Raw genomic sequence first — 15183 nt, 5'->3', positions numbered from 1 at the left:
ACCCTTCTTGTTTTGAAAAAACAACGGATTCTTTACAGCATACTGAGAACACTGGTGAAAAAAATAAAACCTAATAAACTGAAAGAGGTTTCCCATAAAGATCGGGAAACCTCACTCAACCTAATGACTAAAAGTCTGCCCTCACACCAAAATTGATCATTCTTGGAGCTCCGGGCCTAAGGCCGGCAGGACGGGCAGCCACTGCATATTTATTATCAAAAACATTGCTTACCGAAATATTGGCTGAAAGAAATTTATTGATAATAACATTGGCTGAAAGATCAAAAACCATGAACCCGTCTATGCGCTCACCGGGAACTGTGTCCTCAGCACCCGGAACAGTACCAATATCACCCTGATATTTGGTATTAAAAAATAAGGATGCTCGTTTATGCTGGATGCCCACGTTGACATATACCTGATGATTAGCAATATAGGGCAGCTGATCTCCTTTATTAACCATTCCCCAGGGTTCAAGTTCAGATTCAAAACTCTTACTAAAATAAGCATCCGTATACGTATATGCAGCTACCACCGGCAATGAAATAGTGCTACTTGTATTTACCGCATCAAACCCAACTTGAAACTCCAAACCCCTAGTTATGGCCGTTCCTGCATTAAACGCATCTCCTGAACCTATGCCACCTGCGGCAGCAATATCCCTGCCAAGTAAGCTTTGGTAATCTGTATAAAACAACACTGCTGATCCTTCCACTTTACTATTGGTTTTCCTGATCCCCAGTTCATAGTTCGTACTCAACTCCGGGTCAGTATCATCTGAGCTGCCAGCCGGAGCAAACCCTCTGTGCACACCGCTGAACAAATTGAGTTGGCCGGATAACTGATAATTTACACCTACGCCAGGCAACCAAACACTGAAGCTATTTGATCTTGTCTGTAGATCACTACCAGTTCTCTCCACATCATTTTTCCCATAGTCTTTCCGGCTCACAGTTATATTCTCATAACGGATACCCGGGGTAAAACTCCATCGGTTTACATCTAGTTGATAGAGTATATAGCCGGCAAAAGCTTTTGCTGATTCTACTCTATTTGCTTGTGTACCGGGTGTTCCAGGCTGTATTAGCTTAATGGTACCATCGTTTATGGCATAAAGGTCTTCCCATTGATAGCGGTCCTCTTCGTCCTCATGCCATCTGCCACTTACATGAATATCATGCGAAACGTTCCCGGTTTCAAATTCATAATCCACTACTGACTGAACTCCCTGAGCATAGTATTCTCTGTTATTAGCTCTTAAGCTTAGGCTAGCCGTATCAGCAATACTTTGCCCCCTCAGCAGTTGGTATGCGGCTGGGAAGGTTTCCGGATTATCAAGTACTGAGGAGAGTGAGGGGCCATCAACGATACCCTGCAATTTGTACCAGTTTCTTGCAAAATCATTTCGATAGGCAGTAGTTACAATATTGACACCACCGGGCATTTCTATGTAATGCTGAAGTGAAAACCTGGACTGCTCAGCATCCATATTGTCCAACTGTGAGGCCGCATATCGCTGATACGGATTGTCATCAAAGTCAGATGCAGTTAACCCCAGGTAGGTTTCGTTGGCGTCTTCAAATGTTTGGCCCATGGTCATATTCAAAGACTGATACACCTTAGCATCCGCTTTGGTATTAATCCCTACTTTTATTTGATAGTCTTTCTTATCGAACCCGGTATCATCTCCATTTTCAAGTTCTTTAAACCCATCTGCACCGTATTGAAAAGTCTCGACAAGAAAGCCTACCTGCTCTGATTTGGTACCTACGTAAGCGTGTAAGTTTTTGTATCCATAGCTCCCGCTTGTCAATTGAAATTTGCTTGCAAACCGATTTGGAATCGGGGTGGACATTAAGTTGATGGCCCCACCTGTTGTAAACGGACCAAACCGGATCTGGCTGGCACCTTTGAGCACTTCCACACTATTCATACGGCCCATAGTGGGAAAATAATAAGCAGAGGGTGATGAGTAAGGTGCCGGTGCAGCCAATATCCCGTCTTCCATAATGGTAATGCGAGCGCTTCTTTCCAGGCTGGAGCCCCTAAGACCTATGTTAGGTCTTAGGCCAAAACCATCTTCTTCCTGGACGTTTACACCGGGCACCATTTTCATGATGTCATTCACGTTGGTGTAGTTATAGTTTTTCAGCTCTACAGCAGAAATGTATTGTACTGATCCAGGGATTTCCTTTAACCCAACTCTCCCGAGCGTGAGGCTTTGGCTTTCTATGACTAATTGAGGCAAGACGAGTATGTTTTCCTCTAGTTCTATGTTATCACCTGTACCAACTTTATCAATAGCTATCGTCAGCGAATTAAAGCCTATGCAGGAAATAGTAATTTCCTCAGAAGTGGCCGGAGCATATTCGATTTTGAAATACCCCTGTCCATCAGTCCTGGTACCTATTTGGGTATTTTCAACACTTACATTTGCATGAGGAATGCCTTTGCTTGTTCCCTTTTCAGTAACTCTACCTTCGATTGTTTTGGTTTGAGCAAAAGAGTAGACTGATATTATCATTAATAAGAATGTATATATGCCTCGCATTGACTTGAATTGTTATTTATAATTATTCTTAATAGTACAAAGTACAGACTTTAGTTATTATCCTACAATAGCCATTGCTAGTGAATTTTGAATGCTCCGATTCATTATTACTAGTGAGAGAAATGGGCATTAAGCCCCTGTTAACTCCCTGGATGATCTGCTCAAATGGTTGATAACGTTTTCCAGCTATTTCTAATCTCCAGTGCTATCATTCCAAGGTTTTCATTTTCCACAGCTTCCATAGACAAAAGCGGACATAGGCTACATCAATATGATTAGCTTCCTGTTTTACGATCACGTTGCAAAGGAGCATTAACCAGATAAAGTCTTCAGCCCTGAGAGCCTGTGTGCATACGATGGATTCCAGGATGTGGCAGAGGTTGAAATCCACATCTAGTTCTCTTTAGAGTAGCTCTTACACCATTTCAGTGAGAATGCCAAAACCTTCATCTATAAGGACATCAATTTCTATTACCGATGGAATCTTTGATTAAAAATTCATCCAAGGTTGGTGTAAGATCAGGCTGAATTTTTACTGTCGCTTTCATGATTTTCTGACCTTAAAAAATTTGAATTCTCTTTTGTTATATGAAACTCCAAAAAGAAAAAATCCGGATAGTACAGTGATCAGCCCGAGGATTGAAAACGCCTTGAGTAACCCATTACCAAAATCATCCCTGGTTTCATAATCCATGGTGTGCATCATCCAGAGCCAATCAAATGCTCTCCAGTTGTTGTGTCTGATGCGCTCAAACTGTCCAGTGACAGCATCCACATACACAACCGGGTCTCCCTCAAAATCAAATGCAATGGACCATACCGGAAGGTGGCGTTCCCTATATTCATGATGATCACCTACTTCTGCCAATAATTGAGCTTCTTTTATTTCCGCTTTGAATGTGATATAGGACTTGGCAATTTCTTTCGCCTCGTCTTCAGTGAATTGCGGTTTTACTTGCCCCGTTTTTGCGGAGAATAACCTGTATTCTCCTGTCATCAATTGGAGCTGATAATAGGGTTCACCAAGTGCCTCCACTAGTTCGATTTTGGCTATTGGCTTCAAGGGTTGCGTACTATTTATCTTAATGAGTATGCTATCCGGAGCGATTAGACCAGATGTGGGAGAGAAGCCTTTTTTTTCCATCACCAAGTGCTCTCCATGTATCTTATCAATATCACTCCAACTAAAGTAGAGCCCGCCAAGTGTCCAAAATAAAAATTGAATGCCTAGAAACAAACCTAAATACCGATGTGCTTTTCTGATGTAGTAGTTGGTGTTGCGCTTCATTATTTTTTCTTTGTTCCCACGTAATAACAGAACGACCCGATACGTGTATTGATAAAACCAGTCTCCTTTACATCGGTAAAGCCAGCCTTCCGTATATATTCAGGCAGTAATCCTTTTACATTGGGAGTAGTCGTTTTGAAACCGTCCAGTAACTGTACAATATAAAAGGAAATGCGCATCCATCGGTTCTTTGCCTTGCCCCAATCCCCAACGATGAGCCTGCCGTCTGGCTTCAAAACACGGTGTATCTCTTTTAAGCTTTCCAGTTTGGCTTGCTCATTCAACTGATGAAAGACCAGGCAACTGTAGACTTTGTCAAAAGTATGGTCTTCATAAGGAAAGGCCGATCCTCCATATAGTTGAAGATCCATTTGAATGTCTTTTCCCTTCAATTTTGAGTTAGCGATCTCTTTTACTTTGGGGTCAATATCTAATCCATGGAAATGTGACTGAGGTGACTTTTGAGTTGCTAGTACTAGGTTAGTCCCTGTTCCATAGCCAAATTCAAGAATTTTTTCATTAGGCTGAGGATCAATCCTTTCGATAAGCAGATTCCTAAATTTCTTCTCCGGCATGGTGAGTTTGATAGTGTAATCATAAAGCCCAGTAAGGAAATTAAAACCTAATGCCGGAATAAATTCCTTTTCTTTTTTATACTTTTTCTTCATGTTCGAAATTTTGATTTTGGTATGTGCCGCTCTATCGACCATGGTTAAGATCCTGCACCTTTTTCTTGTTTGTATTTGGTGTAGGTTTCCTCTGACTCGAAGTAAAAAACCTCGCCTGTGGCTTTTGATTTTAATACAATGAATGCATCTGCTTTGTCCACCGGCTGTCCGGTATATGGGTCAGTCCCATACCTCACAGACTCCAAGTTATTTAACTTGTCTACACACATCTCACAGCATCCGTAATATATCTTTCCCTCCACAGGTACCTCTATCTGATTTACTCCCATGTAGGCGTCATTTACCATGCACACTTTGTTGTTTGGTAATTGTTCATCTATGGATACCCATGTAGTTGGGGAAGTATTGTTCCATATGTTATAGGCAATTATACTTAGGACTACCATACCAAAGAAGGCTAGCACTATGATTGACTGTTTGTCCAATTTAACCTCTTTCTCTTTTTGTTTTAAACGTTTTGCTAGCTTCATAACAGGTGTCTTTTGTCCTGTCTAAGGGGGTGCTTGTAAACCATATTCTTTCTGGTCTATTTGAAGCATCCCCTAATCAGGATTTTAAATATTCTAGTGAGAGATGGATTCATGGTCGCCCATCAAGCCATCCATTAACTCGTGATCTTCGGCATGATGACCGTCCTGATCATCGTGTCCGTTCATCCCATTTGAACCCATATGCATACCATCAGTATCGTGATGATGGTCATCATGTCCATTTTCGTGCGAATAGTTTTCATGATGTTCTTCATAAAGGTTTTGAAAATGGTGAAACAGTGAGTCATGCAAATGAATGCCATCCAAATCGTCATCCTGAACAGATATTTTGAAGGCTTCATTCTCATTGACTGCATTTGTGTAGGCCTCCCTCAAGCCGTTCAGTGATTCCAAATCTGCTTGAGAAAGTCCGTTGTGCATATCGTCATCATTGCAGGAATAGAGGCCAATGGCCAAGCCCAACAATACTGTCGCTATAATTTTTGTGGCTTTCATGGTTATAGGTATTTAGTTGATAATTTCTTTAGTGCTGCCACAAGAGAGCATATTGCCACTGAAATAAGGATTTCGTATTTCTTTTGTATCGCTTAGCCAATAAGCTCCCTGATTGTTAAGTGCCATAGGGCAGTACTGGTAATACACTGAAGCCCCTATTATGCCAAAGGTTTTGATGCTTTTAAATAATGCCTGGTTAAAAGAATCGTAAGCAGCTTTTTGATCTTTGGTATCTTTAGATTCTGTCATTTTATCCAAAGCTGTATTCATCACCTTCAGATTCATCATCCATTCCATGTGCGCTTCGGAGCTCTTGAGTAAGCCCATGTCTATCTTTCCTAATGTCGCCTTTACCTGTAAGCCGCTATTGGAAATGCCTTCCACTTCACCGGTTAAAAAACTGTCTGCCAACTCAAACGAGGTATTGTAAACCTCTGTAAGCTGTTTCTTAAAATCATTGCTTACATCATAGGACATTGTCTTCCCTTCTTCCATTTTCATTCCTGAATGCATGGAATGATCCATTTTAGAGCCTTCTTTTTTGTCATTTGATCCATGATTATGCTGCGCATTGGCAGCCCCCAATGCTACAAAGAGGGCTACTATCATTATTAATTGCTTTTTCATATTATCTTGTATTTTTCTATATTATTGATTTTAGTTTCCATCTCCTCCCGTATCCACTATCACTGGTAGGCCATCTTTGCCCATAGGGATGAAGAAAAATTTGGTATTAGGGCTGTTCGTTAGCTTATCCTGTACCTCCAATGCCTTATACTGAAGGTATTTTTGGGTGAGCCCTGCATCTATGATCTGCTGGGCATCTCGCTGGCCTTTTGCTAAAATGCGTTGAATCTCTGCCTGCTTCTCCGCAATTTTTATTTCATAGTCTTTTTGCTGGATGTCCTGCTCAACTGCCAGTTTTCTATCTACAGCTGAAGTAACAACCTGTGGATATTTAATATGGTCGATGGTTACATTATCGATCTCAAGGTGTTTGCCCTCTATTTTAGTGACCAACTGTCTGAAAATTTCCTTTTCAATATCCGGGCTCTTTGGCGAGACTACTTTGTAATCGTAACTCGCGAAAATATTTCTAGTAAGGCTCACAAATTCAGGTCTTACTACGTTCTTATAATAGTTCTGACCAACCTCTAATTCCAATTGAGCCAGCTCAGCCTCAATCGGTCTTAAAGTAACTGAGACAGTGATTGGGATATGGAGTTCATCCTTGGTGAGAACAGCCACATTCTCTGTGTAAGTTTGCCACTGCACACTATAACGCACGACCCCATTCCAGGGCATATGCCACACAATACCATCTTTATATACTTGCTCCGTTTTCAATCCATTTCCATACGGACTCCATTTCATAGCGTGTGTACCAGGTTTTACCACTGAGCAGCCAATTGCGAAAAGAGCAATCACTGCTATACTTAAAATGCTGAATTTACTTTTCATTTTCTTAATGTTTAGATTTGACATGCTTAATAGTACGAGTCGTACAGCTCCTATTTTGATGTAATTTTGATTTAGGTTTATGATGTTTTTTAGGACATGTTTATTAAAGGTGTCAGCCAAATTTTCCATTACTTCTAAGGCTGGTACTAAAATTTGTCTGAAACCAAACCTGTAGCTCCTCTACTTCATGTTCAGGGAGCAAGCCAATTGCTTTTTGAAATTCTTTTAACATAAGTCCTTGACTAAAGCTTACTTTCTCCAGAATTATTTTACTGTATTCCAATCTTGATATTTTCGATTTCATGTGTATAAGTTTTTTTTGAGTACCTACTAGTGAAACGAAGTATTATCAATAGTTTTTTAATTTATTCTGGTAATTTTTATATGTTTTTTAATTTTTATCAATTTGCATATTGTTGATGTTTGACAATCCGAAAACAATCAATATAAAACTTTGTCCGATCTCCATGATGACCAGCACTCTGGCTAAACCGCTAACCGGAACTATATCCCCGTATCCGATAGAAGCAAACGTTACGGTGCTAAAGTAGAAGTACTCAAAAAAATCGTTGAGAAAGCCAGATTGCTCAATACCCGCAAAAGCGTTTTTATCAAAACCGGACAGGCACACAAAATCACTGGCAAAAGAAAATATGATGAGGGATACCAAGAGACCGAATATCCAAATCAATCGGTACAATGAATAACATTGGAAAATAGACCGCTTTATTTGCTTGATAGTGAAGAAGGTAAAAAACAATGCCTTGACCATCGCAAACAAAAGCACAACATATTGAACCCAGAGTAGTTTATGATCTATAAATTGCATCAAATACACATACAGCAAGGTTACCGCTCCCACCAGAATGATGGTAGGGCTCATTCCATTCAATAGATTGTTTGCAAAACTCGGTGCGTATCTATTTTTTTCCATGACCTGATCCTCGTGCCTATCAAATGGACTTATTTTTAAAAAGGCTGCCTTTCCTGGCTGTCAGAGCATATCCATCAGCGCAATAAGAAGAACGATGGAAATTATAATCCCCCAAAAAACCCGGGTCAGGATCTTTCTGTGTCCCGAAGGCTTTTCATCTCCTGTTTTGCAACACTCCTTCATTTATCTTTTTTAATTCAAAAGTGAAATCCCCGGTATGAATACCCAGTGACCGGGGACTCACCACCACTCACTCAATAACTTCCTTGTTTTCACCACAAGTCAACATTGCCTCTCCGTAATAAGGGTTTTTGATCTCTTTTACCGCACTGAGCCAATAAGCACCTGCACCATTGCGGGCCATCGGACAAAATTGATAATAGACCGTTTCGTTGACTACACCAAACATCTTGATGGCACTGTAGAGTGCGTCATTAAAATCGGCAAAGGCAAGGCGCTGCTTTTCTATATCACTGCCGGACTCGATATTACCCAGTAGTGTTTTTAGACTGTTCATCCACTGGTCGTGCATGTCTCCTTTTACCAGGCTCATGTCCACTTTGTCCAGCGCAGATTTTACACTAATGGCCTGCTTCTTCGCTGCGGCAGCATCTGTTGCCAAAAATGCTTGCTGTAGGTCAAGGTGAACCTTGTACACATTGGTCAGCTGTTTTTTGAAGTTTTCATCAATAGACATGTCCATTTTCATTGTGTTTTCTGATGAGCTCTCATCATGGCCCTCATGTTCACTCCCGGAAGCCGGTTTCTTTTCTTCGCTCGAACCTCCATGATTATGACCCATAGATACTTTGCCTCCTTCTGGGTTCATCATGCTTTTTTCTCCTTTGAGTTGAGCGGCAGCATCAATCTTGAATACGCCGTTTGTAGCTACCATTTCCCCCTCACTTAGTCCGGATTCTACCACGTAGTAGTCACCTGCATCAGCTCCCAGGTCAATTTCCCTAAACTGAAACATATTATTGTGATCATCGGTCATCACGTATACCACTGCCTTTTTACCTGTCCATAGAATGGCTGATTTTGGTATCACTAATTGATCCCCTGATCCCGGAAGCATTGTTTTTAGTATTCCATCTGCAAGCATTTCTGGTTTGAGGAGATCTTTAGGATTATCCAGTTCTGCCCTTACTTTGGCAACTCTTGACATAGGATTGAGTACCGGATCGATAAATGTTACGGTTGCATTAAACTCACGTCCCGGAATGGACTTGATTGAGAATTTGATCTTATCACGCATTTTTATCCATGGAATATCTGACTCATACGCATCAAACATGACCCAAACATGACTGAGGTCTACTACTTCAAATAGTGCCGTACCTTCTTTTACATAGTCGCCCAATGTCACATGACGCATGGTGACTGTACCTGTAATGGGTGACAGCACATCAAAATAGAAATCTACATCTCCGGATTGCTCTATTTGGTCAATCTGTGCTTCCGTAAGGTCCCATAGTTTTAGTTTATTTCTTGTCGCCCGATAATAGCTTGGGTTCGTTTCTTTAAACTTCATCGCTTCAAATAACTCACGCTGAGCAGTTACTAGCTCCGGAGAGTAGATTTTGGCCAGCACCTGCCCCTTGCGCACTTTCTGCCCCGTAAAGTTTACCATGAGTTTCTCAATCCTACCCGGATAGCGGGCAGTTAGTTCGGCAATATTGCGCTCATCCGCCATTACCTTCCCAGGTAAGTACACTTCCTTATAAGGGGCTTTTCGCTCAATAGTGCTCATCTCTACTTCGGCAATTTTCATGGCTGCATTGGAAAGTTTGACTGAATATTGACCAGCTTCTCCATCGTCCTCATCTTGTTTCATTGGGATAAGTTCCATGCCACATATTGGACAATTTCCCGGCTCCTCCCTTTGTATCTGTGGGTGCATGGAGCACGTCCATGTAGTCCCATCTGCATGGTCCATGGCCGAATGATCAGTAGGGAGTTCTTCCAGACTTTCACTACCGCTTCCCCCAATGAGCAACCAGCCAATCAGAATGCCAACAATCAGTACCCCCAGGTATGAAATTGTTTTTTTACTATTTATTATTTCTAGAATCTTCATTTTTAAAGCTGTTTTCCAGTGATATAATTGATGTATGCTACAAAAGTGTTTTGATCGGCACGTGCCTTCTCCAATTCGAGTTCGTACCTAAGCAGCTGTCGTTCCATTCTCAGCACTTCTTCAAAATCTGCACCCGCAGTGGTGTATTGCGCAACGAGTATGTCCAGCGACTGGGTTGCATAGGCAATGAGTCTGTTATAAAGAGCCACTCTTCGTTGAGCATCTGCGTAATCACGCCAGGTTCGCTCTAATACAGTTTCTAACTCATTTTCTTTGTCCTCCTTGCGATAATTCACAGAAGTCTTAAGCAACTCTTTCTCCTTGATCATCGAGCGATATTTGTTCCTGTTTAGGGGTATACGGACCCCAACTTGAGGGAAAATCAATGCATCTTTTCCGTTATCAGGAACATCCATATCCGTTCTTGGAGAGATACTGGTGTACGAAAGTCCAAGATTAAAAGAAGGTAGGCCCATTTTTTGTGCTACATCAATCTCTGCATCCAAAGCTGACATTTCAAATTCAAAACCTCTTAATGTTGGATTATGTGTGATGATTGAATCCAGCAAAACGTTTCTCCCTTCGTCAATCAAAATTGTTTCCAGTGTATCCGGCACCTCTATGCGTATTGGTGTTTCTTCGTTGAGCAGTTCATTGAACTTGGCTTGGATCGGTATTCGCGAATCTTCCAGGTAAAGTAACTGGTTATTCAGTTCGTCTAAATCCATTTCAACTCTAAGCAAGTCAACCGCACTTCCTGTATTAGACTCTAATCTGACATTAGCCAGTTCCCTAAATGATTCGAGTAACCTTACATTTTCCTCTGTAATGGCTATCGCTGCTTCAAGTACATATAAATCATAATAGGTTGAGCGTACGTCAAAGAAAATGCTGTTCTTAGCATCTTCAAATGCTTCAAAACGAGCCTTTGCCAGCATGGCTACTGCTTGTTCCTGAGACTTCAATTGCCCAAACCATGGGAAAGCCTGACTTAGTGATATGCCTGCATTCTGTGCTCCAACCCGTGTTTCTACCGGACTGGTGAAGATGTTGAACATTACAGTTGGATCCGGTAAAGCCCTGGCTTGTGGCATACGTTCGAGAGTAGCCAGATAGCTATTAAATATCGACTTAAGCTCAGGATTGTTCTCGGCTGCAATTTTGAGATAACCTTGTAAAGGTTCCTCTAATTGCTGGGTCTGAGCCATTGTGTTGCCAATCGGGATCAGCAGCCACAAAAGCATGATTATATTGATTTTTATCTTCGTTTTCATGTTATACTGATTTTGATTGTTTTTTGAATGACCTTTCCTGCCACATACAATACAATACGGGTACGACAAATACGGTAATGGCTTGGACTAACATTCCTCCGAAAGTGGGAATGGCCATAGGAACCATTATATCAGAACCTTTACCAGTCGAAGTAAAGATGGGAAGCAGAGCAATGAGTGTAGTGGCGGTTGTCATGATGGCCGGCCTGATTCTCAGCTTACCAGCGTGAAGCACTGCCTCTTTTACCTCGGCCACATCACTCGGTTTCCTTTCTTTGAAAATCTGCTTCAGATAGGTTGCCATTATGACGCCATTGTCGGAGGCTACACCGAATAGGGCAATAAAACCTACCCACACAGCCACACTTAAGTTTACTGTGCCTATCTGAAAGAGATCTCTCAGGTTTATGTCAGCAAGGGAGAAGTTTAGAAACCAACCTTGTCCGAACAGCCATATCAAAAGGAATCCCCCTGAAAATGCCACAAACACTCCAGAGAAAACCATCATGGTGGTAGAGACATCTCCAAACTGGAAATAAAGAATAAGAAAAATGGCAAGCAGACATATCGGGACAACCAGAGCAAGTCTTTTAGTCGCCCTGATCTGATTTTCATAGTTACCGGTAAATTTATAAGACACACCAGCAGGAAGCATAAACTCACCGGCATCCATTTTTGCCTGAATAAAGCGTTGGGCTTCTTCAACCACATCCACCTCTGCTTCACCTGCCTTTTTATCAAAAATGACATAACCGTTCAAGAAGGTGTCTTCACTCTTGATTACCTGTGGGCCTCTTCGATAAGTGATGTCCGCCAACTCTATCAATGGAACTTGAGCTCCTGAAGGGGTAGGGATCAATACTTTTTTTACATCCTCCGGATTGTCTCGATACTCACGTGCATATCTTACCCTAACCGGAAAACGTTCTCTGCCTTCTACAGTAGTGGTCAGCTTTATTCCCCCTATGGCTACTTCCACATAGTTCTGGAAGTCTTTCATTGTCAGCCCATAACGCGCTATGGCCTTACGATCTACATCAAATTCCATATAGGGCTTGCCCACAATTCTGTCTGCAAAGACTGATGAAGCCTCGATACTGGGTACCTGCTGTAGTATTTTTTCCAGTTGAAGTCCTACACTTTCGATAGTCTCCAGATCTGGACCAAACACCTTAATACCAATGGGTGCCCGCATTCCTGTGGACAGCATAACTAATCGGGTCTGGATAGGCTGGAGCTTAGGTGCAGAGGTCATGCCTGGTATATTGGTAGCCTTCACAATCTCTGCCCATATATCATCAGGAGACCGGATATGATCACGCCATTGCCTAAAATATTCACCTTTTTTGTTGTCAATTACCAGTTCGTCTTTCTCGACTTTTCTAAAACCATCTCGCTCCGGGTGATAGGTACTTCCATCTTTTAACAAGTAGTTCCCTTCTTTATCGGTTTTAAATTGCATCCTATGCCCATTTTCGTCAACCATGTACTCGGGTTTATAATTGATGGTATTCTCGAACATGGAAATGGGTGCCGGATCAAGGGCTGAGTTCACCCGTCCCCACTTACCTACAACCGATTGGACTTCAGGGATCTGGGCCACATATCCGTCTACCTTTTGAATCACGTCAATATTTTCTTCAATACCGGAATGGGACATGGTAGTGGGCATTAGGAGGTACGAACCTTCGTCCAAAGCAGGCATAAACTCTTTTCCAATTCCAGGAAGGGTTTTATTGAGAGACTGCCAAAAACTAGTTTGTCGAATTTCCCAGCCTGTTTTTTCAATGGAATTACCTATGGCACCAAAAGCACCCTCAAAACCAATCCAGGTAAGTATTCCGAATAAAAAGACGAAGATTGGGAGTATGAAAAATTTCCACTTATTGTCAAGGCACCACCTAAGAATAGGGGTATAGTATTTTACCAGCAATAGTAATGAACCAAGTACGAGCAATATTGCTCCTCCAGCAAACAGAAAATTTGTAAATAGACTATTTTGTGCGCCAAGCGGCAGCCATTCACGAGTTAAAAAGGCCGCAACTGTCAGCATAATGATGGCAATATTGAGATATTCAGTAAGCCAAGTCCATTTTTCAGGTATAAACTTCTCTACAATATTGTTGATACCAAGAGCCATAAGGACAATTCCGAGCCAATTTCCTGCGAAGATTAAAATGAGTAACCCTAGTGCGATAAGGGCTGAATTCCATATCCTTTTTGTCCTTTCCTTTCCGACCTTTATGGAAAACAACCAGTGCGCCGCAGCGGGTATCACAACGAGTCCTACAAACAGGGCAGCCAGCATTGCGAATGTCTTGGTGAAAGCCAGAGGCTTGAAAAGTTTACCTTCTGCTGCTTGCATGGCAAAAACAGGAAGAAAACTCACCACAGTGGTGGTAAGGGCAGTAATAACCGCCGATGCTACTTCTGCAGTGGCCGTATAGATAACCTCTAGTTTTTGCTTGCTCGAAATACCTTTGTTTTCTGGCAAATCCAGATGTCGGAGGATATTTTCAGTAAATACAACTCCAACATCCACCATTACCCCAATGGCAATTGCGATCCCTGAAAGAGCAACAATGTTAGCATCTACTCCAGCATATCTCATCACTATAAATGTCATTAAGACTCCAATAGGGAGTAAACTGGAGATGAGAATAGAGGCTCTCAGGTTCATAACAACAATGATTACCACAATGATGCTTATGAGTATTTCCAGGGTTAGTGCCTCTTCCAGTGTACCTAAGGTTTCCTTAATCAACCCGGTACGGTCATAGAATGGAACTACAGTCACTTTTGAAACAGTACCGTCAGGAAGGACTTTTGAAGGTAGCCCCGGGGATATCTCTTTGATCTTTTCTTTTACATTTTCTATTACCTCAAGTGGATTGGCACCATACCGTGAAACGACAACAGCTCCAGTAGCTTCTGCCCCTCCTTTATCAAGACCACCTCTTCGAGTAGAAGGACCAAAATTGACAACAGCTACATCCTTGATTCGAATGGGTGTATTGTTATGCTGCGTGATTACTGCTTCCTCAAGGTCTTCCAGGGTTCTGATATACCCCAAACCTCTGACTAAGTACTCAGCTTTGTTGTATTCAATAGTGCGGGCACCCACATCCAGATTACTTTCCTTTACAGCACGCATGATTTGAGCCACGTTTACATTGTACTCCTTCATAGCCACTGGATCAATATCCACCTGGTATTCTTTTACAAATCCTCCGATGGCTGCTACTTCTGATACTCCTGAAGCCGAGGTGAGTGCATATCCCACATAAAAATCTTGTATGGTTCGCAGTTCTTGAGGGTCCCAACCACCTGTCGGCTCACCAGTTTCAGGGTTTCGTCCTTCCAGTGTGTACCAGTAGATTTGTCCCAATGCCGTAGCATCCGGACCTAAAGCAGGTTGAACTTCAGGAGGTAATGTCCCTGCAGGAAGCGAATTCAATTTCTCCAATATTCGGGTACGACTCCAGTAAAATTCTACATCATCTTCAAAAATGATATAAATTGTAGAGAGTCCGAAGATTGAATTACTCCTTATAGTTTTTACTCCGGGCACACCCAGAAGCGCAGTGGTCAACGGATAAGAAATCTGGTCTTCTATATCTTGCGGAGACCTTCCCATCCATGTAGTAAAAACAATTTGCTGATTCTCCCCAATGTCAGGGATGGCATCAACAGGTACCGGGTCGCGAGGAAAATTCTCCATCTTCCAGTTAAATGGTGCAGTTGCCACCCCCCATCCTACAAAGATTAGCACAATTAGTGCTGTAACCAGCTTGTTCTCTAAAAAGAACCTGATCAGTTTATTAAGCATAATGAAATATGTTTTAACAGTTAGAAGAACTAGACAAAATAGTGCAATCTAAGGCCTCCTTAAGTGGAGAACAGTGATGCATCTTAATTGT

The 15183-nt window shown here is 41.8% G+C and carries 12 protein-coding genes; all 12 read right to left on the bottom strand.

Annotated features, from left to right (window positions below; all coding sequences use genetic code 11):
- Positions 1 to 127: 127 nt before the first annotated feature.
- Entirely contained in the window at positions 128 to 2524 is a 2397-nt protein-coding gene (locus tag ACP14Y_RS15670) for a TonB-dependent receptor domain-containing protein (protein WP_350222555.1), read from the bottom strand.
- A gap of 571 nt (positions 2525 to 3095) precedes the next feature.
- Positions 3096 to 3839, bottom strand: coding sequence for a PepSY domain-containing protein (locus tag ACP14Y_RS15665; RefSeq protein ID WP_424963867.1), 744 nt, complete (start codon positions 3837 to 3839; stop codon positions 3096 to 3098).
- Positions 3839 to 4507, bottom strand: a complete 669-nt coding sequence (locus tag ACP14Y_RS15660; RefSeq protein ID WP_350206086.1) for a class I SAM-dependent methyltransferase — start codon at positions 4505 to 4507, stop codon at positions 3839 to 3841. Before ACP14Y_RS15660 ends, ACP14Y_RS15665 begins: the two co-directional genes overlap by 1 nt.
- Before the next feature lie 44 nt (positions 4508 to 4551).
- Complete coding sequence (locus ACP14Y_RS15655; RefSeq protein ID WP_424963866.1) at positions 4552 to 4998, bottom strand: hypothetical protein; 447 nt, start codon at positions 4996 to 4998, stop codon at positions 4552 to 4554.
- Between the two features lie 93 nt (positions 4999 to 5091).
- Positions 5092 to 5514: a hypothetical protein gene (locus ACP14Y_RS15650; RefSeq protein ID WP_350206088.1), complete on the bottom strand. Its 423-nt coding sequence runs from the start codon at positions 5512 to 5514 to the stop codon at positions 5092 to 5094.
- Between the two features lie 12 nt (positions 5515 to 5526).
- The gene (locus ACP14Y_RS15645; protein ID WP_350206089.1) at positions 5527 to 6141 is read right to left on the bottom strand and encodes a DUF3347 domain-containing protein; all 615 of its coding nucleotides are present in this window, start codon (positions 6139 to 6141) and stop codon (positions 5527 to 5529) included.
- 30 nt (positions 6142 to 6171) lie between these two features.
- The gene (locus ACP14Y_RS15640) at positions 6172 to 6975 is read right to left on the bottom strand and encodes a prohibitin family protein (RefSeq protein WP_350206090.1); all 804 of its coding nucleotides are present in this window, start codon (positions 6973 to 6975) and stop codon (positions 6172 to 6174) included.
- Positions 6976 to 7087: 112 nt separating this feature from the next.
- Positions 7088 to 7279: a hypothetical protein gene (locus tag ACP14Y_RS15635; protein WP_420575438.1), complete on the bottom strand. Its 192-nt coding sequence runs from the start codon at positions 7277 to 7279 to the stop codon at positions 7088 to 7090.
- Positions 7280 to 7366: 87 nt separating this feature from the next.
- Positions 7367 to 7909, bottom strand: a complete 543-nt coding sequence (locus tag ACP14Y_RS15630; RefSeq protein WP_420575439.1) for a potassium channel family protein — start codon at positions 7907 to 7909, stop codon at positions 7367 to 7369.
- 250 nt (positions 7910 to 8159) lie between these two features.
- Positions 8160 to 9989: an efflux RND transporter periplasmic adaptor subunit gene (locus ACP14Y_RS15625; RefSeq protein ID WP_424963864.1), complete on the bottom strand. Its 1830-nt coding sequence runs from the start codon at positions 9987 to 9989 to the stop codon at positions 8160 to 8162.
- 2 nt (positions 9990 to 9991) lie between these two features.
- The gene (locus ACP14Y_RS15620) at positions 9992 to 11263 is read right to left on the bottom strand and encodes a TolC family protein (RefSeq protein WP_350206092.1); all 1272 of its coding nucleotides are present in this window, start codon (positions 11261 to 11263) and stop codon (positions 9992 to 9994) included.
- 1 nt (position 11264) lies between these two features.
- Positions 11265 to 15092 carry an efflux RND transporter permease subunit gene (locus tag ACP14Y_RS15615; protein ID WP_424963863.1) on the bottom strand — a complete coding sequence of 1276 codons (3828 nt, stop codon included), beginning with the start codon at positions 15090 to 15092 and terminating at the stop codon, positions 11265 to 11267.
- Positions 15093 to 15183: the final 91 nt, after the last annotated feature.

Source organism: Ekhidna sp. (genome assembly GCF_965247405.1).
Classification (GTDB): domain Bacteria; phylum Bacteroidota; class Bacteroidia; order Cytophagales; family Cyclobacteriaceae; genus Ekhidna.
Note: the sequence above shows the minus strand (reverse complement) of the source record. Positions and strands in the feature narration are given on the sequence as shown.

Excerpts from the sequence above, each read along its gene's own strand:
- ACP14Y_RS15625 (WP_424963864.1), bottom strand. The coding sequence starts at position 9,989 with ATGAAGATTCTAGAAATAATAAATAGTAAAAAAACAATTTCATACCTG.
- ACP14Y_RS15660 (WP_350206086.1), bottom strand. The coding sequence starts at position 4,507 with ATGAAGAAAAAGTATAAAAAAGAAAAGGAATTTATTCCGGCATTAGGT.
- ACP14Y_RS15655 (WP_424963866.1), bottom strand. The coding sequence starts at position 4,998 with ATGAAGCTAGCAAAACGTTTAAAACAAAAAGAGAAAGAGGTTAAATTG.
- ACP14Y_RS15650 (WP_350206088.1), bottom strand. The coding sequence starts at position 5,514 with ATGAAAGCCACAAAAATTATAGCGACAGTATTGTTGGGCTTGGCCATT.
- ACP14Y_RS15670 (WP_350222555.1), bottom strand. The coding sequence starts at position 2,524 with ATGATAATATCAGTCTACTCTTTTGCTCAAACCAAAACAATCGAAGGT.
- ACP14Y_RS15620 (WP_350206092.1), bottom strand. The coding sequence starts at position 11,263 with ATGAAAACGAAGATAAAAATCAATATAATCATGCTTTTGTGGCTGCTG.
- ACP14Y_RS15630 (WP_420575439.1), bottom strand. The coding sequence starts at position 7,909 with ATGGAAAAAAATAGATACGCACCGAGTTTTGCAAACAATCTATTGAAT.
- ACP14Y_RS15635 (WP_420575438.1), bottom strand. The coding sequence starts at position 7,279 with ATGAAATCGAAAATATCAAGATTGGAATACAGTAAAATAATTCTGGAG.
- ACP14Y_RS15640 (WP_350206090.1), bottom strand. The coding sequence starts at position 6,975 with ATGAAAAGTAAATTCAGCATTTTAAGTATAGCAGTGATTGCTCTTTTC.
- ACP14Y_RS15615 (WP_424963863.1), bottom strand. The coding sequence starts at position 15,092 with ATGCTTAATAAACTGATCAGGTTCTTTTTAGAGAACAAGCTGGTTACA.
- ACP14Y_RS15665 (WP_424963867.1), bottom strand. The coding sequence starts at position 3,839 with ATGAAGCGCAACACCAACTACTACATCAGAAAAGCACATCGGTATTTA.
- ACP14Y_RS15645 (WP_350206089.1), bottom strand. The coding sequence starts at position 6,141 with ATGAAAAAGCAATTAATAATGATAGTAGCCCTCTTTGTAGCATTGGGG.